Origin of the sequence: Pseudomonas viciae, from assembly GCF_004786035.1 — a bacterium.
Taxonomy (GTDB): domain Bacteria; phylum Pseudomonadota; class Gammaproteobacteria; order Pseudomonadales; family Pseudomonadaceae; genus Aquipseudomonas; species Aquipseudomonas viciae.
In genome coordinates this window covers 3,040,012-3,063,984 of record NZ_CP035088.1, presented here as the reverse complement: position 1 = coordinate 3,063,984, position 23,973 = coordinate 3,040,012, and the positions used below count along the sequence as shown (strand labels likewise).

Here is a 23,973-nt window from a genome sequence, read left to right as displayed (position 1 = left end):
GGCCTGGACTTCCTGCCTCGATGACTTTGCCCCTATGATCTGTGCGTCCCCTCAGAAACCTGGCGCCATGTACCCCACGCTCACCTCTTTCGCACCCTGCGACCTCGACACCCTGCTGCGCAGCCTGCAACCCATCGCGCCGCTGCTGGACACCCTGTCGGACGTGGTGTTTTTCATCAAGGACAAGCAAGCCCGCTACGCCTTCGTCAATCAGACCCTGGCCCGGCGCTGCGGCTTCAAGCACTGCGCCGACCTGCTCGGCCTCACCGCCGAACAGGTGTTCCCCGAACGCTTCGGCCCGTTGTACACCGAACAGGATCGCCGGGTGCTGGCCAGCGGCCGGGAGTTGGCCGACCAGCTAGAGCTGCATCTGTATTACGGCAATCAACCCGTGTGGTGCCTGACCCACAAACTGGCCCTACACGACCCCAATGGTCAGATCGTCGGCCTCGCTGGCATTTCCCGTGACCTGCAATTGCCCCAGTCGGGCCACCCAGCCTTCCAGAAACTGGCGGCGGTGGATGCTCATATCAAAAGCCACTTCGCCCGCCCCATCAGCCTGGCCGAACTGACGGCCATCGCCGGGTTGTCGGTGGCGCAGTTGGAGCGGCACTGCAAGCGCATTTTCCAGCTCACGCCCCGGCAGATGATTCACAAGGCACGCTTGGAGGAGGCCTCCCGGCTGTTACTGGACCAGGACCTGCCGATCACCGAAATCGCCTTGCGCTGTGGTTACACCGACCACAGTGCCTTCAGTCGCCAGTTTCGGGCCCTGACCAGTCTGTCACCCAGCCAGTATCGTGAGAATCAACGCTGATCCCTAAAGGGGCGTCGAGCCCCGCGGCTGCTCCCATCTGTAACACCCTGAGCCAACGTTTCCCGCGGCCCTGAACGTTACCGTTTTGCAGGGACGCCTCTATCTCAGTCCTGCAGCAACGTTCCCATGAGAAAACAGCAAACAGGCACGCCGATTGCTTATCTAATATCGTATACGAAATCCTCAATACGATATTTCACCGCATTTATTCGACAGCGAGGCATTTATGAAAAACCCTGCATTGGCCGTAGCCCTCAGCGTTGTCCTCACCCCGCTTTTCATTACCCCCGCCCACGCCGACAAACTCGATGACATCATCGGTTCCGGCAAACTGCGTTGCGCCGTGACCCTGGACTTCCCACCCATGGGCTTCCGCGATGGAAGTAACAAACCGGCGGGATTCGACGTGGACTACTGCAACGATCTGGCGAAGGTCCTCGGTGTGGACGCCGAAGTGGTGGAAACCCCTTTCTCTGACCGAATCCCCGCGCTGCTGTCCGGCCGCGCCGATGTCATCGTCGCCTCCACCTCCGACACCTTGGAGCGAGCCAAGACAGTAGGCCTGACCGTGCCCTACTTCGCCTTCCAAATGGTCGTGCTGACCCGCGACGACACCGGCATAAACAGCTACGCCGACCTCAAGGACAAGAAACTCGGAAACACCAGCAGCACCTACGAAGCCATCGCCCTGGAGAAAGACCAGAAGAGCTGGGGCAGCGGCAGTTTCCGCGCCTACCAGTCGCAGAACGACACCCTGCTGGCGGTCGCCCAAGGGCACATCGACGCGACCGTGGTCACCAACACCGTGGCAGCCGCGACCATCAAGTCGGGCAAGTACAAAGGCCTGAAAATCGCCGGTGATGCGCCCTATGTCATCGACTACGTGTCCCTGGGTGCCAAGCGCAGCGAGTACGGCCTGCTCAACTACCTCAACCTGTTCGTCAACCAGCAAGTGCGCACTGGGCGGTACAAGGAGCTGTTCGTCAAATGGGTCGGCACCGACATCCCGCCGGCCAACCTGACTGTTCCCCAGGTCTACTATTGAGGATCGGCGCATGCCAAGCACGCCTGTCCGTGTGAAAGGTCGCAGCCTGGTCGGGGGCGCCGCCCAGGGCGCCCTGCTGTTCGCCGATGTCGGCTTGAGTTTCTGGGGCGGGGTCGATCCGGCCAGTGGCGAAGTCATTGACCGGCATCACCCGCTGAGCGGTGAACGCCTGGCCGGACGGGTGCTGGCGATTCCCAGCGGACGCGGCTCCTGCACCGGCAGCAGCGTACTGATGGAACTGATCAGCAACGGCCATGCACCTGCGGCCCTGGTGCTGGCCGAAGCCGATGAAATCCTGACCCTGGGCGTGCTGGTGGCGCAGGTGATTTTCCAGCGTTCCTTGCCGGTGGTGTGCGTGGGGTACGAGGCCTTCAATGGGTTGCGCGGCCAGGGCTTTGTCCGCCTCGAGGAGGACGTCCTGACGCTGTCTGGCCGCCGTCCCAACGACGGCTGGCAGGGTTCGGACGCCTGCCAGCCGCCCACTCCCTCGACCCTGGACCTGACCGAACAGGACCGGGTGTTGCTCGACGGCACCCACGGCAAGGCAGCCCAAGTGGCGATGCAAATCGTGCTGCGCATGGCCGAGATCCAGGGTGCCACGCAACTGCTAAACGTGACCCAGGCCCACATTGACGGCTGCATCTACACCGGCCCGGCCAGCCTGCGTTTTGCCGAACAACTGGTGCAGTGGGGCGCGAAGGTCCGCGTGCCCACCACCCTCAATTCCATTTCCGTGGACCAGCGCCGCTGGCGGGAGTTGGGCGTCGATCCGGCCTTGGGCGAGCCGGCCAGTGCCCTGGGCGATGCCTACATGGCGATGGGCGCCCAGCTGAGTTTCACCTGCGCGCCCTACCTGCTGGACACCGCGCCCAAGGCCGGCGAGCAAATCGTCTGGGCCGAATCCAACGCGGTGGTTTATGCCAACAGTGTGCTGGGGGCGCGCACGCAGAAGTACCCGGACTTCCTCGATATATGCATTGCCCTGTGCGGGCGGGCGCCGTTGACTGGCTGTCATCTCGACGACCAGCGCAAGGCCGGGCTGATCGTCGACGTGCCGGCGCTGGGCAACGTGGACGACAGTTTCTATCCGCTGTTGGGCTATCACATCGGCGCTTTGGCGGGCCGGCGCATCCCGCTGATACGCGGCCTGGAACACGCCGCGCCAACCCTGGACGACCTCAAGGCCTTCGGCGCCGCGTTCGCCACCACCAGCGCCGCGCCGTTGTTCCACATCGCCGGGGTGACGCCGGAAGCCCTCGACCTTGCCGCTGTGCTGGAGAGCGAGGTCACGTTGCCACTGGAAACCGTCTGCGTCGCGGGCCTGCTTGCCAGTTGGCGCGAGCTCAACAGCGCTCGGGACAATTGGGTGGACGTGGTCTCGCTGGGTAACCCGCATTTCTCCCTCAGCGAATTCGCCGTCCTCGCGACCTTGTGCGCGGGTCGGCTCAAGCATCCGTACGTGGTGTTGGCGATCACCTGCGGTCGGGCTGTGCTGGAGCAGGCCCGCAAAGCCGGCTACCTGGCGGCCATCGAGGCCTTCGGCGCGGTACTGGTGACCGACACCTGCTGGTGCATGTTGGGCGAACCGGTGATCCCGCCCCACGCCACCACGCTGATGACCAACTCTGGCAAATACGCCCACTACGCACCGGGCCTGGTCGGTCGCGGCGTGCACTTTGCCGCCCTCGCCGATTGCGTCGACGCCGCGTGCAGCGCCTCGACCAGTGGCCAGCCGCCAAGGTGGCTGCAACCCACCACCCGCACGGGGAGCCCGACCCATGTTTGACTACAGCTTCCAATGGCGCCCGGCTTTACGCGCCCTGCCCGACATGCTCGCTGGGGCGTGGGTGACGTTCGAAACCGCAGCGCTGTCGATGATTTTCGGCGTGCTGATCGCCCTGGTGCTGACGGTGATGCGCCAGGCGCGGCAGCCCTTGCTGCGCGGGGTGGGCAATGGCTGGGTGTCCATCGCCCGCAACACGCCCTCGCTGTTCCAGATTTACATCCTCTACTTCGGGCTCGGATCCCTCGGCCTGCACGTCAGTTCCTGGCTGGCCTTGCTGGCCGGGATCACCTTCAACAATGCCGGTTACCTGGCGGAAAACTTTCGCGGCGGCCTCAAGGCCGTGCCGCCTACGCAGATGCGTGCCGCCCGTTCCCTGGGCATGAGCGCCTTCCAGGCCTACCGGATGATCATCGTCCCGCAACTGCTGCGCATCGTCTTTTATCCGTTGACCAACCAGATGGTCTGGGCGGTGTTGATGACGTCGTTGGGTGTGGTCGTCGGCCTGAACAACGACCTCACCGGCGTCACCCAGGAATACAACGTCAAGACCTTCCGCACCTTCGAATACTTCGCCCTCGCGGCGCTGCTGTATTACCTGATCGCCAAGCTGATCGTTGGGCTCGCCCGACTGTTGTCTTGGCGATTGTTCCGCTATTGAGGACTGGTCATGTTTTCTACGAGCCTCACTGTTAACGACCTGTTGTACTTGCTTGAGGGAGCCTGGGTCACGCTGCAATTGACCGTTTGGTCGATCCTGCTGGGCACCCTGGCCGGCCTGCTGTTCGGCCTGTTGCGAGCACTGTTGCCTCGGGCCAGCCTGCCGTTGGCCTGGGTGCTGGACGTGTTTCGCAGCGTGCCGCTGTTGATCCAGTTTGTGCTGTTCAACTCCCTCAAGAGCATCGTCGGCCTGAACCTCAGCGCCTTCGCGGTTGGCTGCATCGTGCTCGGGGTCTATGCCGCTGCGTACTTCACCGAAATCGTCCGCGGTGGCGTGCTGGCGGTGCCGCTGAGCACCCGCCGGGCCAGCCGCTCCCTGGGCCTGAGTTATTTGCAGGACTTGCGTTTCATCGTCCTGCCGATTGCCACGCGGGTAGCCTTTCCCGGCTGGCTGAACCTGGTGCTCGGCGTGATGAAAGACACCGCGCTGGTGATGTGGATCGGCATCGTCGAATTGCTCCGTGCTTCGCAAACCATTGTCACGCGCATTCAGGAACCCCTGTTGGTGCTGTGCATCGCGGGCCTCATTTACTACGTCATGAGCCTGGTGGTCGCCCGCCTCGGCGCACGTCTGGAAAGAAGGTGGCAGGAAAATGATTGAGATCGAAAACGTGCACAAATCCTTCGGTGACCTGGAAGTGGTCAAGGGCGTGAGCCTGACCGTGGACAAGGGTGAAGTGGTATCGATCATCGGCGGCTCCGGCTCCGGCAAATCGACCCTGCTGATGTGCATCAACGGCCTGGAGCCGATCCAGAAAGGCAGCATCCGCGTGGATGGCGTCGAGGTCCACGATCGCGCCACCGACCTCAATCGCCTGCGGCAGAAGATCGGCATCGTGTTCCAGCAATGGAACGCCTTTCCGCACCTGACCGTGCTGGAAAACGTGATGCTGGCACCGCGCAAGGTGCTGGGTAAAAGCCAGCAGGAGGCCGAGGCACTGGCGGTGCAACAGCTCCAGCACGTCGGCCTGGGGGACAAGCTCAAGGCTTTCCCCGGCAAGCTTTCCGGTGGTCAGCAACAACGCATGGCGATTGCCCGGGCCTTGGCGATGTCGCCGGACTACATGCTCTTCGACGAAGCCACCTCGGCCCTCGACCCACAACTGGTGGGCGAAGTGCTGGACACCATGCGCATGCTCGCCGAAGACGGCATGACCATGGTGCTGGTGACCCACGAGATCCGCTTCGCCCGGGACGTGTCCGACCGCGTGGCGTTCTTTTGCAACGGGCGGGTCCATGAGATAGGACGGCCGGAACAGGTGATTGGCAACCCCCTGCAGCCGGAGACGGCGGCGTTTCTCAAGTCGGTGAAATAACGGATGGCCCCATCGCGAGCAAGCTCGCTCCCACACTGTTTCGTGTACACCACAGAACCTTTTGTGGGAGCAAGGCTTGCCCGCGATGAGGCCCGAACAGACAACACAAGGATTTGACTCATGCGCTCATCGAAAATCATCCATGTAGTCAGCTGCCACGCCGAAGGCGAAGTCGGCGACGTGATCGTCGGCGGCGTCGCCCCACCGCCCGGCGCCACCGTGTGGGAGCAGTCGCGCTGGATCGCCCAGGACCAGACCCTGCGCAACTTCGTCCTCAACGAGCCCCGGGGCGGCGTATTCCGCCACGTCAACCTGCTGGTGCCGGCCAAGGACCCGCGGGCGCACATGGCCTGGATCATCATGGAACCGGCCGACACCCCGCCAATGTCCGGCTCCAACTCGTTGTGCGTCGCCACTGTGCTGCTGGACAGCGGCATCCTGCCCATGACCGAACCCCAGACCCACCTGGTGCTGGAGGCACCGGGTGGCCTGATCGAAGCCGTGGCCGACTGCCGCGACGGCAAGGTGCAGCGGGTGGAGATCAAGAACGTGCCCTCCTTCGCCGACCGTCTAGATGCCTGGATCGAAGTCGAGGGCCTGGGCTCGTTGCAGGTGGACACGGCGTATGGCGGTGACAGCTTTGTCATCGTCGACGCCCAGCGTCTGGGCTTTACCATCCGCCCCTTTGAGGCCGCCGAGCTGGTGGCCGTCGGGCTGAAGATCACCCGGGCCGCCAACGAACAATTGGGCTTCGTGCATCCACTGAACCCCGACTGGTCGCACATCTCGTTCTGCCAGATCGCCGCGCCCATCGTCCAGGAGAACGGCATTGCCACCGGCGCCAACGCGGTGGTGATCCAACCGGGCAAGATCGACCGCTCGCCGACCGGCACCGGTTGCTCGGCGCGCATGGCCGTGCTGCATGCCAAGGGCTTGATGCAGGTTGGCGAACGGTTCATCGGCCGCTCGATCATCGGCTCCGAATTCCACTGCCGTATCGACTCCCTGACCGATGTGGCCGGGCGCCCGGCGATTTATCCGTGCATCGCCGGACGGGCGTGGATCACCGGCACTCATCAACTGCTGCTCGACCCGGCCGACCCGTGGCCGCAGGGGTATCGACTGTCGGATACCTGGCCTGGCGCATGATTTCCATATTTGCACACCCCCTGTGGGAGCAAGGCTTGCCCGCGATGAAGATAACGCGGTCTTCGGTGGAACCGGGGCGCCTGTTTCGCGAGCAAGCTCTGCTCCCACAAATCCCCTCGCCACATACCCTAACCGGAGACAACCCATGAGCAAACGCATCAACTGGAGCGGCGTCTTCCCTGCCGTCACCACCCAATTCAACGATGACTTTTCCATCAACCTGGAAAAAACCCACCAAGTGATTTCCAACGTCATTCGTGATGGCGTTTCCGGCCTGGTGGTCTGCGGGTCGGTGGGGGAAAACACCTCCCTGAGCGCCGAGGAAAAAATCGCCGTGACCGAAGTCGCGGTGGACGCTTCCCGGGGCCGGGTGCCGGTGATTTGCGGCGTGGCCGAGTTCACCAGTGTGCAAGCGGCCAAGGTTGCCAACGCAGTGCGCAAGGTCGGGGTCGACGGGGTCATGCTGATGCCGGCGCTGGTCTACGGCTCCAAGCCGTTCGAGACCGCCGAGCATTTCCGCTACGTCGCTCGGCATGCCGACGTGCCGTTGATGGTCTACAACAACCCGCCGATCTACAAGAACGACGTGACGCCGGACATTCTGATTTCCCTGGCCGATTGCGACAACGTGGTGTGTTTCAAGGACTCCTCCGGCGACACCCGGCGTTTCATCGACGTGCGCAATGAAGTCGGTGACCGTTTTGTGTTGTTCGCAGGCCTGGATGATGTGGTGCTGGAAAGTCTCGCCGTGGGTGCCGAAGGCTGGGTCTCGGGTATGTCCAACGTGTTCCCGCAAGAAGGCGAGACCATTTTCCGCCTGGCTCGCGCCGGGCGCTTTGCCGAGGCAATGCCGATCTACGAATGGCTGATGCCGATCCTGCACCTGGACGCCCGCGCCGATCTGGTGCAATGCATCAAGCTGTGCGAAGCCATCGCTGGCCGTGGCAGCGCCCTCACCCGCCCACCGCGCCTGGCCTTGCCGGAAGAGGATCGGGTGTATGTGGAACAGATCATGGCCAAGGCCTTGGCCAATCGGCCGGTGTTGCCGGATGTGGGGCTTTAAGAACCGACCCGGCACGCCAGGTAGGTAAGGAAACCCATGTGGGAGCGAGCTTGCTCGCGATAGCGGTCTGTCTGAATCGACTATGCTGGATGTGCCGCCATCATCGCGAGCAAGCTCGCTCCCACAGGGATTCAAGGTGCCCCATGAATTACTTCCTGGCCCAGGCCCTGAACAATCAGTGGGCCAATCACCGGTTACTCACGGCCTGCGCGCAGTTGAGCGAGGCCGAATACCTCGCGGAGCGCACCAGCTTCTTCCCCTCCATCCAAAGCACGCTCTGCCACATTCTGGAAGTGGACCGCTATTACCTGACCGCCCTCGAAGGCGACCGAGATGGCCAGAACAAGGACTTTTCTGAAACCCTGACCTTTCCCCGGTTGAGGGAAAGCCAAACCCAAACCGACCAGCGGCTGGTGGCGCTCTGCGAAGCCCTGCGGGAAAACGACCTCGCCCGCTCCGTCGACCTAGTGCGTGCCGACGGTGTGGTGCGCGAACGAATCGACCGGCTGCTGTTGCACCTGTTCGAGCATCAGATCCATCATCGTGGGCAGGTCCACACCCTGCTCAGCGCCACCCCCGTCAAGCCGCCCCAACTCGATGAGTTTTTTCTCGAGTGCGACCGTCGGTTCCGCGTGGACGAGGAACAGCGGCTTCAACTCGATGAGCGGCGGGTCTGGCGCGAATACCTGCGCGGTTGAACCGACCTCCCAAAGGAGACCTTGCCATGAACGTTATCCTTCGTTGCATCGGTTTGGCGTTGATGCTGATCACCACGGCAGCACTCGCTCACCACGGCTGGAGCGAATACGACACCAGCAACCCCTTGGAGCTCGAAGGCACCATCAAGGAAGCCGGCTATTCCCATCCCCATGGCTACGTGCGCTTGCAGACCACCGACAAAACCTGGACCGTCGTGCTGGCCCCGCCGTCACGCATGGAGAATCGGGGACTGACCAAAGACATGCTCAAAGCGGGTAACCGCGCCACCGTGGTCGGCTATGCGAACCGCAACAAACCCGACGAATTGCGCGCCGAGCGCATCACCCTCGACAACAAGACCACCGAGTTGCGCTGATGCAGGCCTCCCAGGCAGGCTCAGCCCAAGGCTGGATGGACCGGCTGGGCGATTCGTCCCTGGCGTTGGCCATGCGCAGCGAGCTGTGGCTCTATCCACTGGTGGAAGTGGTGCACATCATCGGCTTTTCGGTATTGGTGGGCGCGGTGGTGATGTTCGACCTGCGCATCCTGGGGCTGTCCACGGGCATCGCCGTGACCGCACTGGCCCGCCACCTGCTGCCCTGGGCCGTTGCGGCCCTGCTGTTGATCGTGCCTGCCGGGTTGATGATGTTCAGCGCACATCCCCACGACTTCGCCGGCAACAAGGTCTTTGTGCTCAAGCTCTGTCTGATTGCGGCGGCGGGCATCAATGCCCTGCTGTTCCACGTTGGAACCTACCGTTCGGTCGAGCAATGGAACACCGGCCACAAGGCGCCCAGCCTGGCCAGAATTCAAGCACTGGCGTCCATGATGCTATGGACCTCGGTCATTCTCTGCGGTCGGTTGCTGGCCTATACCTGAACTACACCTGAAAAAAAGGCGATGGCCGCTGCCGGCCATCGCCAAATCGCCCACGTCAGGCGCTCTCAGATCCGTGCGGGAGACACGATGATTTTCACGTTGTGCTCCTTGTTATTGACCAGCTCCTCGAAACCCTGGCCAACGATCTGCTCCAGCTGGATGCGTCCGGTCACCAGCGGCGAGATGTCCAGGCGTCCATCGGCGATGAAGGCGATCACATCGGCGAACTCGCCGTTGTAGGCCAGCGCGCCGAGCACTTGCTTCTCGGTGGCCACCAGTTCGAAGAAGTTGAATTCACTGGGCTCCTCGAAGATGCCCACCAACACACATTTGCCGGCCTTGCGGATCAGGTCGATGGCGAGTTTGGCGGTGTGCTTGTTGCCGATGCATTCAAAACTGACATCGGCACCCAGGCCGCCCGTCAGGCGGCGCACTTCGGCCAAGGCATCGCATTCATTCGGATCGATCACATGGCTGGCCCCGACCTCCAGGGCCTTGGCCTTGCGCGCGCCGGACATTTCCAGGGCGATCACCTGGGCCGCGCCAGCGGCCTTGGCGCACATGATGGTGCACAGGCCGATCGTACCGGCGCCAACCACCACCACGTTCTGGCCCAACAGGCTCCCGGCTTTTTTCACCGCGTGCATGCCGACCGCCAGGGGTTCGATCAACGCGCCGGCCTCGGCAGGAAAATCGGCCGGCAATTTGTAGAGCAGATTGGCCGGCACATTGACCAGTTCGGCAAACGCACCGTTGTTCATCAGCCCGGTGAACGCCAGGTTTTCGCAGATGTTGTACAGCCCGTGGGTGCAGTAATAGCAGGTGCCGCAATGCTGGCAGGCATCGGCCGCCACCGGTTCACCGACGCTGAAACCTTCGACGCCGGCGCCCAGCTCGACGATCTCGCCGCAGAACTCATGGCCGAGGATGCACTGGCCCTTGATCCCGGTCAGTGGATGCGGCGCGTCCACCGGGATGAACACCGGCCCGGCCACGTATTCATGCAGGTCGGAACCGCAGATGCCGCACCATTGCACGCGGATCTGTACCCAGCCGGCGGGCGGCGAGACCGGCAGTGGCACGTCTTCGACGCGGATATCATTGCGGCCATGCCAGACGGCGGCGCGCATGCTGCGGGTAGGCTTGATTGAAACGTTCATAACGTTGCCTCCAGAATTTTGTAGGGACGACGAATCACTTCGCCGCCCGCTTGATCAGTGCTGTTCAATGAAATCGAGGATCAGTCGGTTGACCTGCTCGGCCGCTTCCATTTGCACCATGTGGCCCTGGCCAGGCAGCACCTCGACCTTTGCGCTCAGGCCGTCGCTGTGGGCCGCCGGGATGATCGCGTCGTCGCTGCCCCAGATCACCAGGGCCGGCACGTGGCCGGCCTGCACCACTTCACGCAAGTCCACCTGTTGGCGGCCATCGGCGAACAACGTCGCTGACAGTTGCTGCAGCGCGGCGTCCACCCCTTCCAGGCGCTTGTACTTGAGCATGTCATCGAGCATTTGCCGGTTGACCAGCTCGGCATTGGAAAACAGTTGCACCAGCTGCGGCTTGAGGGCATTGCGGTTGGCGGCCTCGACAAAGCCTTGCAAATAGCCGCCATTGATCTGCGGGCCCAGGCCGGCGCTGCCGATCAAGGTCAGGGAACGCACACGCTGGGGCATCAGGCGTGCGGCGTTCAGCGACACCGCCCCACCCATGGAATGCCCCACCAGATGCACAGCGTTGATGTCCAGGTGATCGAGCAAGGCCAGCACCACGCCGCTCAGCTCGTCCAGATCGCCGCGCTGCAAGGTCTTGGCGGATTCGCCATGCCCCGGCAGGTCCAGGGCGATGACCCGACGCCCGGCCGCCAGTGCTTCGTGATTGAACAGCCAATTATTCAGGTCGCCACCGAAACCGTGCACCAGGACCAACGGCGTGCCGCCCTCGCCACGCTCGAAATAACGGATCACCCGGCCGTCCAATTCGACTTTCTGCGGTTTCGGGCCGCTGTCTTCGGCGGCGGCATCGCCCGGCACAAAACTGGCCTGGAACTGCTCGATGACCGCATCGATCTCGGCATCGCTGGCTTCTCCGTCGACGACAATACCGAGCAAGGCGCCGACCGCCAGGGTTTCGTCCTGCCGGGCGATCTGCCGGCGCAACACGCCGGAAAACGGCGCTTCGACGCTGCTGGAAATCTTGTCGGTTTCCACGTCCATCACCTCATCACCCTTGGTGATGGCCTGGCCCTCCTCCTTGAGCCAGGCATCGACCCGGCCCTCGGTCATCGACAGGCCCCACTTGGGCATGGTCAAGGTATGAATCTGGCTCATCAGCGCTTGCTCCACTCGATCACGTTGAGCACGGCTTGTTCGATCTTCGCCGCGTCAGGGATGTACAGGTCTTCCAGGGCATCGGAGAACGGCACCGGCGTGTGCGGCGCGGTGACCATTTCAATCGGGGCCTTGAGCGCACCGAAGGCTTTTTGCGCGACCAGCGCCGAGATGTCGGTGGCCATGGAACAGCGTGGGTTGGCCTCGTCGATCACCACCAGGCGCCCGGTTTTCTCGACGCTTTCGAGGATGCTGTCCTCGTCCATCGGGCTGGTGGTGCGCAGGTCGATGACTTCGCAGTCGATGCCGCGCCCGGCGAGGCTGCGCGCCGCGTCCATCGCGGTGTTGACCATGCGCCCGTAGGACACCAGGGTCACGTCCTTGCCGTCACGCAGGAAATTGGCCTCGCCGAAGGGAATGGTGTAGAGCTCTTCCGGAACCTCGCCCTGCATGCTGTAGAGCAACTTGTGCTCGCAGAAGATCACCGGGTCGTTGTCGCGGATCGCCTGGATCAGCAAGCCCTTGGCGTCGTAGGGCGACGATGGGCACACCACTTTCAGCCCGGGGATGTGCGTCCACAGGGACGTGAGCATCTGCGAATGCTGGGCGGCGGCGCGCAGGCCGGCGCCGACCATGGTGCGGATCACCAGCGGCGTGGAAGCCTTGCCGCCGAACATGTAGCGAAACTTCGCCGCCTGGTTGAGGATCTGGTCCAGGCAGCACCCGGCGAAGTCGACGAACATCAGTTCGCACACCGGACGCACGCCGCAGGTAGCCGCCCCGACCGCCGCGCCGACGTAACCGATTTCCGACAGAGGCGTGTCCAGCACGCGTCCGGGGAACTGATCGTAAAGCCCCTTGGTGACGCCGAGCACACCGCCCCAGGCGTCGTTTTCACCGGGCGCGCCGGCACCGCCAGCCACGTCCTCGCCCATGATGAAGACGCTGGAGTCGCGGCGCATTTCCTGGGCCAGGGCCTCGTTGATTGCCTGCTGATAGCTGATTTTTCTCGCCATGATGAGATTCTCTATTCTTGTTTTATAAAGGGCATTCAGGGATAGGAGACGTAGACGTCAGTGAGCAGGTCCGCCGCCGTGGGCTTGGGATCGGACTTGGCTTTGCGCACCGCGTTTTCGATCAGCAACTCCACGTCCTTGTCGATCTGGTCCAACTGCTCGACCGCCAACATCCCGGCGCGAGTGGTGCTCTCACGAAATTGCATCAGGCAATCGTGGTTCTCGCGAAAATGCTTGACCTCATCGGGCGCCCGATAGGTCTGGGCATCGCCTTCGAAGTGGCCGTAATAGCGGGTCAGCTTGACCTCGATCAGCGATGGCCCCTCCCCGGCCCGCGCCCGCTCGACCGCCGCCCCGGCCGCCTCATGCACGGCAAAGAAATCGAAGCCATCCACCGTCACCCCAGGCATACCGAACCCGGCGGCGCGGTCGGCGATGTGATCGCAGGCCACCGACCAATTGGAGGCCGTGGCTTCGGCATAACCGTTGTTTTCGGCGACGAACAGGCACGGCAAGTTCCACACCGAGGCCATGTTCATGGCTTCGAACACCGCGCCTTCGTTGGAGCCACCGTCACCGAAGAACACCACGGCGACGCTGTCGGTGCCTTTCATCCGCGCCGCCAGCGCGGCACCCACCACCAGGGGCGCGCCGGCACCGACAATGCCATTGGCGCCGAGCATGCCCTTCTCGAAATCGGCAATGTGCATCGAGCCGCCCTTGCCTTGGCAGACGCCGGTTTTCTTGCCGTAGATCTCGGCCATCATCCCGTAGACATCCACGCCCTTGGCGATGCAATGACCGTGGCCACGGTGGTTGGAGGCGATGCAATCGGCATCGCCCAAGTGGGCCATGACGCCTGCGGCTGAAGCCTCTTCACCTGCATACAGGTGGACAAAACCGGGAATTTCGCCGGTGGCGAACTCCACGTGCAGGCGCTCTTCGAAGGCGCGGATGGTGCGCATCACCTGATAGGCATGCAGCAGTTGATCGTGACTGAGCGATGTCGACATTTTTTATTCTCCTGGGGTGTCTTCTTGAAGATTCAGAGGGTGTTGCGGGTGTTCGCGGCCGATGGCCAACAAACGGTGTTGCGCGGCATAGGCCAGTACCGCGTTGACATCGATGCTCAGCGGGCCGCCGGCATCGAGGGTGACCGTGGGCCGGTCCTGCGCGTTGAATTCGATTTCCCGCTCGCCATCCAGGGCCAGGGTGCCGCTGGACAACGACAGTCCGTGAGCAATGCCGGGGTCCAGTGGGCCGGCGGCGAGCACGCCACAGCCTTGCAGCAGGCCGGGGGCCAGTGGCACCAGCAGCGCTTCGGGCGATTGCGGGTCCAGGCGCATCCAGGCGCCGCCCGCTGCCTGGCGTGACACCGGGAACCACAAGCCGCACAGCGCCGACAGGCCGATGGATTGCGGTTCAGCGAAGGTCACGAACACCTCGGCCAGGTCCTGTGCCCGGCTGATCGCCCGGGCACCGACAAAGCGCAGCGGCGACACGGCGACGTCCACCAGGGCGACTTCGCGCAAACCCCGTGCGGCATCGCAGACCAGCAGGCGCTTATTGCGACGCAAGCCGATCTGATCCGGGATCCGCCCGCTGGCGTACAGCCCACCGGCCAACCCGGCGCTGGTGGCCTCGCGCAGTTCAGGGAAGGCGTTGTTGGTGCCGGTGGACAGGGTCAGCAACGGGATGTCACCGACTTCGGCGGCGACGGCCTTGTGCGTGCCGTCGCCACCGAGCACGGCGATCAGCGCCACCTCGCGCTCGGCCATCAGACGCGCGGCGCGGCGGGTATCTTCGACGGTCTGGCGCAGGGTCAGGTCCAGAAACTCCAGGGCCGGCCAGTGGCTGCTACGGGCCTGGCGGCTGTGGCTGTTCTTCAGCACAGCGGCGGCGATGCCGGTCATGTCGGTGGGCATCAACACCTGTTCGATGCCAGTGGCGCCAAAGGCGGCCAGCAGGCGCTGGATCACCGAGACTTTATCGGTGCTGGAAAACAGCCCGGCATTGGCGGTCAGGCGCCGCACGTCACGGCCCGAGGCGGGGTTGGCGATGATGCCTACGGTCAGTGGCCGGCGGCTCATGGCGTCACCGTAGACGAAAACGGTAAATGACCTGGGCAGGGGACCATGAGCACCTCGATTTTTTATTATTGGAAGACCCGTCAGGCGGGCTCAGGGCATAGAGCAAGGCCGGTGCCAGTTGCGTACAAATTCAGCGAAACCCGCGGTCCAGAGCGGCCACCGTGCAATGTTCAATGAGGCTAACCGCGCCTCGGTGAGACGTCGCATGTCAGCCTGCATGGAGTTCCAGCGAGACATTGAGACGTGGCGTCTCACGCCCTCCGGGCAGCCCGCCGTGCTTGTCTGCGAACAGCGAACGGCGCTTAATGTGCGCACAACGATAAGAAGCTGAATCGGAGGCCCGTATGCTTTCCGCTCACTCCCGGGCGCATGTGGATTGCGTCAGCCGCGTACTGAAAAACGCGGACCAATTGCCACAACTGCCCGTTCCGGACCTGATCCTCGACTCCTGGCGTCGCTCCATGGAGCAACATCACCTGGACCCCGGTTCGCTGCAGGGCCCGCGCATCCTGTCCCAGGACGTGCTCAAGCAATGCCGCGAGCGTTCCGAGCTGTTCCTCAATATCGCCAGTGAAGAAGTGGCGCGCCTGCATGGGCGGGTGCGCGATGCCGATTACTGCGTGTTGCTGACCGATGCCCAGGGCCAGACCATCGACTACCGGGTCGAAACCACCATTCGCAATGACTGCCGCAAGGCCGGGCTGTACCTGGGCACCTGTTGGTCGGAGGGCGAAGAAGGCACCTGCGGCGTGGCAGCGGTGCTCACGGCCAAGGCCCCGGTGACGGTGCACAAGCGCGACCACTTTCGAGCCGCCTTCATCGGCCTGACCTGCTCCGCCGCCCCGGTGTTCGACCCGCAAGGCGAGTTGCTCGGGGTGCTGGACGTCTCGGCGGTGCGCTCGCCGGATGATCGACGCTCCCAGCATCTGATCCGGCAGATGGTGGTGCAAAGTGCCCGGGAGATCGAACAGGCATTTTTCATGAGCAGCGCCCAGGGCTACTGGGTGCTGCGGGCCCATCGCAACGCCGGCTACGTCGATAGCCAACCGGACTTCCTGTTCGCCTGGGACGACGACGGTTGCCTGCAAGCCCTGAACCCGGCCGCGCGCCAGTACCTGCTGCAGCATTACGCTCAGTTACCCGGGCACATCAGCCAGGTCTTCGATCCGCAACTGCTGCACCGCGCCCGCGACGAAAGTCTCTATCCGCTCGATCAGACCCTGCACGGGCGCTTGAGCGCGCCGCGACGGCGAGCGAATCCGCGTCCGCGGGTGGCGCTGAACCCATGCGAAATCGACCCGCGCCTGGCCGACAGCCTGCGCCTGGCGGTGCGGGTCAAGGATCGCAACCTGCCGGTGTTGATCCAGGGTGAAACCGGTTCCGGCAAGGAAGTGTTCGCCCGCCAGTTGCACCAGGCCAGCCAGCGCCGTGACCGGCCTTTCGTGGCGTTGAACTGCGCAGCGATCCCCGAAAGCCTGATCGAAAGCGAGTTGTTCGGCTACGTCGCCGGAGCCTTCACCGGCGCCTCGGCCAAGGGCATGCAGGGCCTGTTGCAACAGGCCGATGGCGGCACGCTGTTCCTCGATGAAATCGGCGATATGCCGCTGGCCTTGCAGACCCGCCTGCTACGGGTGCTGGCCGAAGGCGAAGTGGCGCCCCTGGGGGCATCGCGTCGCAAGGCCGTGGACATTCAGGTGATCTGCGCCACCCACCGCGACCTGGAGACGTTGGTTGCCGCTGGCGAGTTTCGCGAGGACTTGTATTTTCGCCTGGGCGGCGCCCGCTTCCAGTTGCCACCCTTGCGCGAACGCACGGATCGACTGGCGCTGATCAACCGTATTCTTGAAGAGGAATCGGCGCGGTGCGGGGACGCCATGCAATTGAGCGGTGCGGCCCTGGAGTGCCTGCTCGGTTATCCGTGGCCAGGCAATGTCCGCCAGTTGCGCCATGTGCTGCGTTACGCCTGCGCGGTGTGCGAAGCGAATGTGATCCAACTCAGCCATCTGCCCGAGTCATTGCACAGCGCAGACACGGCTGCATATGGGCCGGAGCCGAGCGCCAGCCCGGAACGCCAGGCTCTGCTCGATGCCCTGGTACGCCACCGCTGGAAACCCACCGCCGCGGCTCGGGCCCTGGGGATTTCCCGAGCGACCTTGTATCGGAGAGTGCACCAACATGGCATCGAGATGCCTGGCAGAAGCCCGGCGTGAAATCGAAGGCTATCTTCGCGCCAGCTCGTGACGCACGCATTGTTCGTAGTAAGTCTGCTTGACTGCGGCGGGCTTGAGGCGCGAGGCGCTGTTGTAGGTCTGCTCGGTGATGCCCAAGGCGGTCATGCGCATCCAGGGCCGGGAAAACTTGCGCACCTGCAGCTTCTTGCGCGCGCCGTACAGGCTGACCCCGGAGAGCTTCGACGCCTGGGCCCCTGCGGCAATGTCCGAACCCCAGCGGCACACAGACTGCTGGTTTGGCGTCAAGGCTCTGGCCTGGGCCTCAAACGAGACGGCGGCCAGGAGAAACGTCGCTACGACCCACTTAGAAATTCGCATAGGTTTGTCGCTCAACTTTCTGAAATGAAAGAAGTTTGGCGGTATAAAGATGAGCAAGGGGCCAGCACTTGGCTGGAAACACCTGTGGCGAGGGAGCTTGCTCCCTCGCCACAGGTATCGGCTTGCCTTCGCCACTGCGGTATCCCCCTCTCCAAGCGGAACACCAATCTAGAAATAGGTAGAGGATATATCCCTAAGCCAATGAAATTAAATATGTTTATTTAAATTACCGGCCTGCCTTCGCCTCCTGCAACAACTGCTGGATCACCTGCTCCTGCTCACCATAGCGCCCTTCGCCAAAGTGGCTGTAGCGCACCTGCCCCTTGGCATCGATGAAGTAATGGGCCGGCCAATACTGGTTGTTGAAGGCCCGCCAGATCGCATATTGATTGTCGATGGCCACCGGGTAACCGATGCCCAGCTTGCCCACCTGCTCGCGCACGTTGTCGATGATCTTCTCGTAACCGTATTCCGGCGTGTGGACGCCGATCACCACCAGTCCGTCCTTTTCATACTTCTTCGCCCAGCCGTTTACATACGGCAGCGTGCGTTGGCAGTTGATGCAGTCATAGGTCCAGAAATCCACCAGCACCACCTTGCCCTTGAGTGACTCACTGCTCAAGGGTGGCGAGTTCAGCCATTGCACTGCACCGTCCAGCGAGGGCATGGTGCCCTGGACTTCGAGGCTCGGCATGGAGGCCGCGCCGGCCTTGCTGACCACGTAATCGATGGCCTTGGGCACCTTCTCCAGCAGGCTCTGCTCCAGGGTCGCCGCGCCTTGGGAAGAGGTACTGGCCAACAGACGATCATCGGCACCGGTACCAATCGCCGCAGCGACCAGCAACACCAGCGCACCACTGCCCCGGCGCAGCCAGGTGGTGATCGGCAAAGAGAGCTTCAGGCGGCCGACCAACCCACGTCCGGCGAAGATCAATGTTCCCAGCGACAAGGCACTGCCCAGCCCATAGGCGAGCAACAGCAGACTGGTTTCGGCGCTGGCGCCTTGCAGCATGGCCCCGGTCAGGATCACCCCGAGGATCGGTCCGGCGCACGGCGCCCAGAGCAGCCCGGTGGCCACCCCGATCAGCAGCGCCCCGGCAGGCCCGGCGGTCCGTCCGGCGCCAGCATCAATCCGGTTACCCAAGCTGACCAACGGCCGCGCCAGCCAGGTGCCGAACCGGCTGAACATCAGTGACAAGGCGAACAGCACCATCACCCCCAGGGCGACTTGCCGACCCAGGCTGCTAGCGCGCAGGACCCAGTCGCTGCTGGCCACCGCCAGGCTCGAGACCAGGGCGAATGTCAGCACCATGCCGGCGAGCGTCAGCAGCACCGAACCCCGCGAGCGATTGGCCCGGGCGAACAGAAACGGGACCACGGGAAGAATACAGGGGCTGAGGATCGTCAGGATCCCGCCGAGGAAAGCGATCAGAAGCATGGCATCACCTCAATGGTGGAGAACTTTTTAATAAAAAATGTTTAATAACAAACTGTTATCAATCATTCCTGAGACTTTAGTTTCAGCTTCCGTCATTGCAGTTGTCGGCCAACTTGCGGTAGTCCAGCGCCTGCTGGTGGCCCGCCGAGTCCAGGTAGGTCATCCGGGCATTCACCACGCCGCAGGTCGGCTCGGCGTCTTCGGACAGCGACAGCACTTTCTGGATATCAAGGTGGGTGCCGTAGGCATAGGTTTGCGCCTGGACGTCACTCTCGGCCCGGGCCGACAAGGTGCAGATGTTCAGCGCGGCGAAAAGGCAGGCGGCGTAGACGGCTTTGGTGTTCATGGTGGTGTCCTCGATTCATTCAATGGGTGTTTTTCTGCCGAGGCCTGTCGTGTTGCCTCGATGTAAACCATTGAATGCCGCGCAGGTATCGCGTCTGTATCGGGCCAGACGGCTTTTTGCATCGCTGTGTATCCGTCGCGCGCCAGATACACTGCAATACAAAGCGCCGCAAGCCGTGCCGGCCGGCGCCTGTAGACTGATCACAAGAAAACGCCAAGGGGACTGGACACCATGGATCATGTCGATCACGTGTTGATAGTGGATGACGATCGCGAGATCAGAGAGCTGGTGGGCAACTACCTGAAAAAGAACGGCCTGCGCACCACGGTGGTTGCCGATGGCCGGCAGATGCGCGCTTTTCTGGAAACCACCCCGGTGGACCTGATCGTGCTGGACATCATGATGCCGGGCGATGACGGCCTGGTGCTGTGTCGGGAACTACGCGCCGGCAAGCACAAGGCCACGCCGGTGCTGATGCTCACCGCTCGCAACGACGAAACCGACCGCATCATCGGCCTGGAAATGGGCGCCGACGATTACCTGGTCAAACCCTTCGCCGCCCGTGAGCTGCTGGCACGGATCAACGCCGTGCTACGCCGCACCCGCATGCTGCCGCCGAACCTGGTGGTCACTGAAAGCGGTCGCCTGTTGGCCTTCGGGCGCTGGCGCCTGGACACCACCGCCCGCCATCTGCTGGATTCCGACGGCACCATGGTCGCCCTGAGCGGTGCCGAATATCGTTTGTTGCGGGTGTTCCTCGACCATCCGCAGCGGGTGCTCAACCGCGACCAGTTGCTTAACCTGACCCAGGGCCGGGACGCCGATCTGTTCGATCGCTCCATTGATCTGCTGGTCAGTCGTCTGCGCCAGCGCCTGCTGGACGATGCCCGGGAGCCGGCCTACATCAAGACAGTGCGCAGCGAGGGTTATGTGTTCTCGCTGCCGGTGGAGATCCTCGAGGCGTCGGTATGAGTCTGCCGCTGCATTGGCCGCGCACCCTGGCTTCGCGGCTGTCGCTGATTTTCCTGATCGGGCTGATCCTGGCCCAGGGCCTGTCGTTTGGCGCCCAGTACTACGAACGCTACCAAACCGCCAAGTCGACCATGCTCGGCAATCTGGAAACCGATGTCTCGACCTCTGTCGCCATCCTCGACCGCCTGCCGGCCATCGAGCGCCAGGCCTGGCTGCCCAAACTCATCCGGCCCAACTACGGTTACCGACTCGATGAAGGCCAGCCCGGCCAGCCGATGGACCTTGCCAGCGCACCGGTGTCGGTGAGTTCGATCCAAGAGGCCATCGGCCAGGCCTACCCCCTGACCTTCACCGACATTCCCGGGCCGCAGAAGCACTATCAGGCCCATCTGCGCCTGAACGACGGCAGTCCGCTGACCATCGATGTAAGGCCGGCGATGATGCCCCTCTCCCCCTGGCTGCCGGTGGTGTTGCTGGGGCAGTTAGTGCTGTTGATCGGCTGCACCTGGTTGGCCGTGCGCATCGCCGTCGGCCCGCTGACCCGATTGGCCGACGCGGTGGAAACCCTCGACCCGAACGCTCACAGCGTGCGCCTGGACGAAAAAGGCCCGACCGAAGTGGTGCATGCCGCCAAGGCGTTCAATTCCATGCAGGATCGCATCGCCACCTACCTCAAGGAGCGCATGCAGTTGTTGGCGGCGATTTCCCATGATCTGCAGACCCCCATCACGCGCATGAAGCTACGCGCCGAGTTCATGGACGACGGCATTGAAAAGGACAAGCTGTGGAGCGACCTGAGTGAAATGGAGCACCTGGTGCGTGAAGGCGTGGCCTATGCCCGCAGCATCCACGGCGCCACCGAAGCCAGTTGCCGCATTAGCCTGGATGCGTTTCTCGACAGCTTGGTATTCGACTACCAGGACACCGGACAGGACGTGCAGTTATCCGGGAAAAACGCGTCCGTCATAGACACCCGGCCCCATGCTCTGCGCCGGGTGCTGGTCAACCTGGTGGACAATGCATTGAAGTTTGGCGGTGCTGCCCAGATCCAGGTGCTCCTCGCTGACAACGGGCAATTGGCGATCCAGGTATTGGACCGTGGCCCAGGCATCAATGAACAGGAACTGGCCGAGGTGCTAAAGCCGTTCTACCGGGTAGAAAGTTCACGCAACCGGGAAACCGGCGGCACAGGATTGGGCCTGGCCATCGCCCAGCAACTGGCCCATGCCATGGGCGGTTCACTGACCTTGAGCAACCGCGACGGCGGCGGGCTGTGTGCCGAGCTGCGGCTGAGCCACTGCTGAAACCAACCCAAAACAACTGTGGGAGCGGGCTTGCTCGCGAAAGCGCTGTGTCAGCCACATTATTTGTTAACTGACACTACGCCTTCGCGAACAAGCCCGCCCCCACAAGGGTTACATCATCCACCTGCAATCAGCGGATCAACAGCACTTGGGCCCACCCTTGCCACCGTAACGGGCCTCCTGGCGCTCTCGAAAGAACGCCTCGTAGTCCATCATCGGCTTGTCCGGGTGCTTGGTTTGCATGTGCTCGACGTAGTTGTCGTAGTCGGGCATGCCGACCATCAGGCGCGCGGCCTGACCGAGGTATTTACCGAGGCGACTCAAGTCATTGAACATCGTTGCATTCCTCGTTTCAGGCGTCCGGCACGGCCTGGAATGGCGCTTCTTTATCCGTGCGTTCCTTGCTGCCCCAGGCGGCGATGCCGACCTTGAGCGCGTAGAACAGGATGCTGAAGACCACGAACAGGAACAACACCGTCAGCGTTGCGTTGGTGTAGGCGTTGAACACCACGTGCTGCATCTGCTCGATGCTCTTGGCCGGGGCCAGGATCTGGCCGGCGGCCAGGGCATCGTTGTATTTGCGCGCCAGGGCCAAAAAGCCGATCGCCGGGTTGGCGTCGAACAGCTTGATCAGGCCCGCCGTGGTGGTGCAGATCAGCAGCCAGACGGCCGGCAACATGGTCACCCAGACGTAGCGCTGGCGCTTCATCTTGATCAGCACCACGGTGGCGAGCATCAGGGCGATACCGGCCAGCATCTGGTTGGAGATGCCGAACAGCGGCCACAAGGTGTTGATGCCGCCCAGCGGATCGATCACGCCTTGATACAGCAGGTAACCCCACAGCGCCACGCAACCAGCGGTGGCGATCAGGTTGGCGGTCCAGGATTCGGTACGCTTGAGCGCCGGCACGAAGGAGCCGAGCAAATCCTGCAGCATGAACCGTCCGGCACGGGTGCCGGCGTCCACTGCGGTGAGGATGAACAGCGCTTCGAACAGGATCGCGAAGTGGTACCAGAACGCCATGGTGTTCTCACCCGGCAGCACCGAGTGCAGGATCTGCGCGATACCGACCGCCAGGGTCGGCGCACCGCCGGCGCGGGCCAGGATGGTGGTCTCGCCGATGTCCTTGGCCACCGCTTGCAGCGCTTCGGGGGTGATTGCAAAACCCCAGCTGCTGACGGTCTGCGCCACGGCCACCACGTCACCGCCGACGATCGCCGCCGGGCTGTTCATGGCGAAGTACACGCCCGGCTCGATCACCGAAGCGGCGACCATGGCCATGATCGCCACGAACGACTCCATCAGCATGCCGCCGTAGCCGATATAGCGGGCGTTGACTTCGTTATCCAAGAGCTTGGGCGTGGTGCCCGAGGAGATCAGCGCATGGAACCCCGAGACCGCGCCGCAGGCGATGGTGATGAACAGGAACGGGAACAGCCCGCCCTTCCACACAGGTCCCGTGCCGTCGGTGAACTGGGTCAGCGCCGGCATTTTCAGCTCGGGCATGGTGACCAGGATGCCGATCGCCAGGGCGACGATGGTGCCGATTTTCAAGAATGTCGACAGGTAGTCCCGTGGGGCCAGGATCAGCCACACCGGCAGCACCGCCGCGACAAAACCGTAGCCGATCAACATCCAGGTGATCTGGATCCCGGTGAAGCTGAAGGCCTTGGCCCAGACCGGGTCGGCGGCAATCTGCCCGCCCAGCCAGATCGAACCCAGCAGCAACAGCACGCCGATGACCGAGATTTCACCGATGCGGCCCGGGCGGATGTAGCGCATGTAAATGCCCATGAACATCGCGATCGGGATGGTCGCCATCACCGTGAAGATCCCCCACGGGCTCTCGGCCAGGGCCTTGACCACGATCAGCGCCAGCACCGCGAGGATGATGATCATGATCAGGAAACAGCCGAACAGCGCGATGGTGCCGGGGATGCGGCCCATTTCTTCCCGGACCATGTCGCCCAGGGAGCGCCCGTTGCGGCGGGTGGACAGGAACAGGATCATGAAGTCCTGCACCGCACCGGCCAGCACCACGCCGGCGATCAGCCAGAGCGTACCGGGCAGGTAGCCCATCTGCGCCGCCAGCACCGGCCCGACCAGCGGCCCCGCGCCGGCAATGGCCGCGAAGTGGTGGCCGAAGAGAATGTGTTTGTTGGTCGGGACGTAGTCCAGGCCATCGTTGTTGAGCACAGCGGGGGTGGCCCGGCGCGCATCGAGTTGCATCACGTTATTGGCGATGAAGAGGCTGTAGTAGCGGTAGGCGACCAGGTAGATGGCCACGGCTGCGACGACGATCCAGAGGGCGTTGATGGGTTCGCCGCGGCGCAAGGCCACGACACTCAACGCACAGGCTCCCAGAACAGCCACGGCAAACCAGGCGAGGTGTTTAACCAGACGGGTTGTCATTGCGTGTCTCCTGCCGATATCCAGTGGATTGCGGCGATTGTTTTTAT

General features: G+C 63.0%; 24 protein-coding genes. 14 read left to right on the top strand and 10 right to left on the bottom strand.

The window, feature by feature from the left end; genetic code table 11:
* Positions 1 to 67 precede the first annotated feature (67 nt).
* The 11 genes from EPZ47_RS13990 to EPZ47_RS13940 all read left to right on the top strand — a co-directional run bounded on the left by EPZ47_RS13990 (position 68) and on the right by EPZ47_RS13940 (position 9,471).
* Positions 68 to 817 carry an AraC family transcriptional regulator gene (locus EPZ47_RS13990; RefSeq protein ID WP_135845321.1) on the top strand — a complete coding sequence of 250 codons (750 nt, stop codon included), beginning with the start codon at positions 68 to 70 and terminating at the stop codon, positions 815 to 817.
* Between the two features lie 226 nt (positions 818 to 1,043).
* Positions 1,044 to 1,862 carry an ABC transporter substrate-binding protein gene (locus tag EPZ47_RS13985; protein WP_135845320.1) on the top strand — a complete coding sequence of 273 codons (819 nt, stop codon included), beginning with the start codon at positions 1,044 to 1,046 and terminating at the stop codon, positions 1,860 to 1,862.
* A 10-nt stretch (positions 1,863 to 1,872) separates the two neighbouring features.
* Positions 1,873 to 3,648, top strand: coding sequence for a cis-3-hydroxy-L-proline dehydratase (gene lhpI / locus EPZ47_RS13980; protein WP_135845319.1), 1,776 nt, complete (start codon positions 1,873 to 1,875; stop codon positions 3,646 to 3,648).
* A complete protein-coding gene (locus tag EPZ47_RS13975) occupies positions 3,641 to 4,306 on the top strand; it encodes an amino acid ABC transporter permease (RefSeq protein WP_135845318.1) in 666 nt (221 codons plus the stop codon). Before lhpI ends, EPZ47_RS13975 begins: the two co-directional genes overlap by 8 nt.
* 9 nt (positions 4,307 to 4,315) lie before the next feature.
* Positions 4,316 to 4,966: an amino acid ABC transporter permease gene (locus EPZ47_RS13970; RefSeq protein WP_135845317.1), complete on the top strand. Its 651-nt coding sequence runs from the start codon at positions 4,316 to 4,318 to the stop codon at positions 4,964 to 4,966.
* The gene (locus EPZ47_RS13965) at positions 4,959 to 5,681 is read left to right on the top strand and encodes an amino acid ABC transporter ATP-binding protein (RefSeq protein WP_135845316.1); all 723 of its coding nucleotides are present in this window, start codon (positions 4,959 to 4,961) and stop codon (positions 5,679 to 5,681) included. The genes EPZ47_RS13970 and EPZ47_RS13965 overlap by 8 nt, the downstream gene beginning before the upstream one ends.
* 120 nt (positions 5,682 to 5,801) lie before the next feature.
* Complete coding sequence (locus EPZ47_RS13960; RefSeq protein WP_135845315.1) at positions 5,802 to 6,830, top strand: trans-3-hydroxy-L-proline dehydratase; 1,029 nt, start codon at positions 5,802 to 5,804, stop codon at positions 6,828 to 6,830.
* Positions 6,831 to 6,975: 145 nt separating this feature from the next.
* Positions 6,976 to 7,893: a dihydrodipicolinate synthase family protein gene (locus tag EPZ47_RS13955; protein WP_135845314.1), complete on the top strand. Its 918-nt coding sequence runs from the start codon at positions 6,976 to 6,978 to the stop codon at positions 7,891 to 7,893.
* A 143-nt stretch (positions 7,894 to 8,036) separates the two neighbouring features.
* Positions 8,037 to 8,591 (top strand): DinB family protein, encoded by a 555-nt coding sequence (locus EPZ47_RS13950; RefSeq protein WP_135845313.1) that lies wholly within the window; start codon positions 8,037 to 8,039, stop codon positions 8,589 to 8,591.
* A 26-nt stretch (positions 8,592 to 8,617) separates the two neighbouring features.
* A complete protein-coding gene (locus EPZ47_RS13945; RefSeq protein ID WP_135845312.1) occupies positions 8,618 to 8,968 on the top strand; it encodes a DUF6152 family protein in 351 nt (116 codons plus the stop codon).
* Positions 8,968 to 9,471, top strand: a complete 504-nt coding sequence (locus EPZ47_RS13940) for a DUF6644 family protein (protein ID WP_135845311.1) — start codon at positions 8,968 to 8,970, stop codon at positions 9,469 to 9,471. The genes EPZ47_RS13945 and EPZ47_RS13940 overlap by 1 nt, the downstream gene beginning before the upstream one ends.
* Positions 9,472 to 9,536: 65 nt before the next feature.
* On the opposite strand, the gene EPZ47_RS13935 is transcribed toward EPZ47_RS13940, so the two are convergent.
* The 5 genes from EPZ47_RS13935 to EPZ47_RS13915 form a co-directional block, all read right to left on the bottom strand.
* Positions 9,537 to 10,601, bottom strand: coding sequence for a 2,3-butanediol dehydrogenase (locus tag EPZ47_RS13935; RefSeq protein WP_238346757.1), 1,065 nt, complete (start codon positions 10,599 to 10,601; stop codon positions 9,537 to 9,539).
* Positions 10,602 to 10,685: 84 nt separating this feature from the next.
* Complete coding sequence (locus EPZ47_RS13930; protein ID WP_135845309.1) at positions 10,686 to 11,798, bottom strand: acetoin dehydrogenase dihydrolipoyllysine-residue acetyltransferase subunit; 1,113 nt, start codon at positions 11,796 to 11,798, stop codon at positions 10,686 to 10,688.
* Positions 11,798 to 12,814 carry an alpha-ketoacid dehydrogenase subunit beta gene (locus EPZ47_RS13925; protein WP_047228964.1) on the bottom strand — a complete coding sequence of 339 codons (1,017 nt, stop codon included), beginning with the start codon at positions 12,812 to 12,814 and terminating at the stop codon, positions 11,798 to 11,800. The genes EPZ47_RS13930 and EPZ47_RS13925 overlap by 1 nt, the downstream gene beginning before the upstream one ends.
* A gap of 35 nt (positions 12,815 to 12,849) precedes the next feature.
* Positions 12,850 to 13,827, bottom strand: coding sequence for a thiamine pyrophosphate-dependent dehydrogenase E1 component subunit alpha (locus EPZ47_RS13920; RefSeq protein WP_135845308.1), 978 nt, complete (start codon positions 13,825 to 13,827; stop codon positions 12,850 to 12,852).
* Positions 13,828 to 13,830: 3 nt separating this feature from the next.
* On the bottom strand, positions 13,831 to 14,904 hold the full coding sequence (locus EPZ47_RS13915; RefSeq protein WP_135845307.1) for an ATP-NAD kinase family protein: 1,074 nt from the start codon (positions 14,902 to 14,904) through the stop codon (positions 13,831 to 13,833).
* A gap of 344 nt (positions 14,905 to 15,248) precedes the next feature.
* Between EPZ47_RS13915 and EPZ47_RS13910 the strand changes: the two genes are divergently transcribed.
* Complete coding sequence (locus tag EPZ47_RS13910) at positions 15,249 to 17,114, top strand: sigma-54-dependent Fis family transcriptional regulator (protein WP_135845306.1); 1,866 nt, start codon at positions 15,249 to 15,251, stop codon at positions 17,112 to 17,114.
* Between the two features lie 9 nt (positions 17,115 to 17,123).
* Here EPZ47_RS13910 and EPZ47_RS13905 read toward each other — a convergent pair whose 3' ends face one another.
* The 3 genes from EPZ47_RS13905 to EPZ47_RS13895 form a co-directional block, all read right to left on the bottom strand.
* Positions 17,124 to 17,453: a hypothetical protein gene (locus tag EPZ47_RS13905; RefSeq protein WP_135845305.1), complete on the bottom strand. Its 330-nt coding sequence runs from the start codon at positions 17,451 to 17,453 to the stop codon at positions 17,124 to 17,126.
* Positions 17,454 to 17,679: 226 nt separating this feature from the next.
* Positions 17,680 to 18,891, bottom strand: coding sequence for a cytochrome c biogenesis protein DipZ (locus EPZ47_RS13900; protein ID WP_135845304.1), 1,212 nt, complete (start codon positions 18,889 to 18,891; stop codon positions 17,680 to 17,682).
* Between the two features lie 82 nt (positions 18,892 to 18,973).
* On the bottom strand, positions 18,974 to 19,237 hold the full coding sequence (locus tag EPZ47_RS13895) for a DUF2790 domain-containing protein (RefSeq protein WP_135845303.1): 264 nt from the start codon (positions 19,235 to 19,237) through the stop codon (positions 18,974 to 18,976).
* Positions 19,238 to 19,468: 231 nt separating this feature from the next.
* Here EPZ47_RS13895 and EPZ47_RS13890 point away from each other — a divergent pair, with 231 nt between their 5' ends.
* Positions 19,469 to 20,209, top strand: a complete 741-nt coding sequence (locus EPZ47_RS13890; protein WP_123344949.1) for a response regulator — start codon at positions 19,469 to 19,471, stop codon at positions 20,207 to 20,209.
* Entirely contained in the window at positions 20,206 to 21,513 is a 1,308-nt protein-coding gene (locus tag EPZ47_RS13885; RefSeq protein WP_135845302.1) for an ATP-binding protein, read from the top strand. The genes EPZ47_RS13890 and EPZ47_RS13885 overlap by 4 nt, the downstream gene beginning before the upstream one ends.
* Before the next feature lie 138 nt (positions 21,514 to 21,651).
* On the opposite strand, the gene EPZ47_RS13880 is transcribed toward EPZ47_RS13885, so the two are convergent.
* Entirely contained in the window at positions 21,652 to 21,849 is a 198-nt protein-coding gene (locus tag EPZ47_RS13880; RefSeq protein ID WP_003182142.1) for a YbdD/YjiX family protein, read from the bottom strand.
* Between the two features lie 16 nt (positions 21,850 to 21,865).
* Positions 21,866 to 23,926 (bottom strand): carbon starvation CstA family protein, encoded by a 2,061-nt coding sequence (locus EPZ47_RS13875; RefSeq protein ID WP_135845301.1) that lies wholly within the window; start codon positions 23,924 to 23,926, stop codon positions 21,866 to 21,868.
* Between the last annotated feature and the right edge of the window lie 47 nt (positions 23,927 to 23,973).

Excerpts from the sequence above, each read along its gene's own strand:
- EPZ47_RS13990 (WP_135845321.1), top strand. The coding sequence starts at position 68 with ATGTACCCCACGCTCACCTCTTTCGCACCCTGCGACCTCGACACCCTG.
- EPZ47_RS13985 (WP_135845320.1), top strand. The coding sequence starts at position 1,044 with ATGAAAAACCCTGCATTGGCCGTAGCCCTCAGCGTTGTCCTCACCCCG.
- lhpI (WP_135845319.1), top strand. The coding sequence starts at position 1,873 with ATGCCAAGCACGCCTGTCCGTGTGAAAGGTCGCAGCCTGGTCGGGGGC.
- EPZ47_RS13975 (WP_135845318.1), top strand. The coding sequence starts at position 3,641 with ATGTTTGACTACAGCTTCCAATGGCGCCCGGCTTTACGCGCCCTGCCC.
- EPZ47_RS13970 (WP_135845317.1), top strand. The coding sequence starts at position 4,316 with ATGTTTTCTACGAGCCTCACTGTTAACGACCTGTTGTACTTGCTTGAG.
- EPZ47_RS13965 (WP_135845316.1), top strand. The coding sequence starts at position 4,959 with ATGATTGAGATCGAAAACGTGCACAAATCCTTCGGTGACCTGGAAGTG.
- EPZ47_RS13960 (WP_135845315.1), top strand. The coding sequence starts at position 5,802 with ATGCGCTCATCGAAAATCATCCATGTAGTCAGCTGCCACGCCGAAGGC.
- EPZ47_RS13955 (WP_135845314.1), top strand. The coding sequence starts at position 6,976 with ATGAGCAAACGCATCAACTGGAGCGGCGTCTTCCCTGCCGTCACCACC.
- EPZ47_RS13950 (WP_135845313.1), top strand. The coding sequence starts at position 8,037 with ATGAATTACTTCCTGGCCCAGGCCCTGAACAATCAGTGGGCCAATCAC.
- EPZ47_RS13945 (WP_135845312.1), top strand. The coding sequence starts at position 8,618 with ATGAACGTTATCCTTCGTTGCATCGGTTTGGCGTTGATGCTGATCACC.
- EPZ47_RS13940 (WP_135845311.1), top strand. The coding sequence starts at position 8,968 with ATGCAGGCCTCCCAGGCAGGCTCAGCCCAAGGCTGGATGGACCGGCTG.
- EPZ47_RS13935 (WP_238346757.1), bottom strand. The coding sequence starts at position 10,601 with ATGCGCGCCGCCGTCTGGCATGGCCGCAATGATATCCGCGTCGAAGAC.
- EPZ47_RS13930 (WP_135845309.1), bottom strand. The coding sequence starts at position 11,798 with ATGAGCCAGATTCATACCTTGACCATGCCCAAGTGGGGCCTGTCGATG.
- EPZ47_RS13925 (WP_047228964.1), bottom strand. The coding sequence starts at position 12,814 with ATGGCGAGAAAAATCAGCTATCAGCAGGCAATCAACGAGGCCCTGGCC.
- EPZ47_RS13920 (WP_135845308.1), bottom strand. The coding sequence starts at position 13,827 with ATGTCGACATCGCTCAGTCACGATCAACTGCTGCATGCCTATCAGGTG.
- EPZ47_RS13915 (WP_135845307.1), bottom strand. The coding sequence starts at position 14,904 with ATGAGCCGCCGGCCACTGACCGTAGGCATCATCGCCAACCCCGCCTCG.
- EPZ47_RS13910 (WP_135845306.1), top strand. The coding sequence starts at position 15,249 with ATGCTTTCCGCTCACTCCCGGGCGCATGTGGATTGCGTCAGCCGCGTA.
- EPZ47_RS13905 (WP_135845305.1), bottom strand. The coding sequence starts at position 17,453 with ATGCGAATTTCTAAGTGGGTCGTAGCGACGTTTCTCCTGGCCGCCGTC.
- EPZ47_RS13900 (WP_135845304.1), bottom strand. The coding sequence starts at position 18,891 with ATGCTTCTGATCGCTTTCCTCGGCGGGATCCTGACGATCCTCAGCCCC.
- EPZ47_RS13895 (WP_135845303.1), bottom strand. The coding sequence starts at position 19,237 with ATGAACACCAAAGCCGTCTACGCCGCCTGCCTTTTCGCCGCGCTGAAC.
- EPZ47_RS13890 (WP_123344949.1), top strand. The coding sequence starts at position 19,469 with ATGGATCATGTCGATCACGTGTTGATAGTGGATGACGATCGCGAGATC.
- EPZ47_RS13885 (WP_135845302.1), top strand. The coding sequence starts at position 20,206 with ATGAGTCTGCCGCTGCATTGGCCGCGCACCCTGGCTTCGCGGCTGTCG.
- EPZ47_RS13880 (WP_003182142.1), bottom strand. The coding sequence starts at position 21,849 with ATGTTCAATGACTTGAGTCGCCTCGGTAAATACCTCGGTCAGGCCGCG.
- EPZ47_RS13875 (WP_135845301.1), bottom strand. The coding sequence starts at position 23,926 with ATGACAACCCGTCTGGTTAAACACCTCGCCTGGTTTGCCGTGGCTGTT.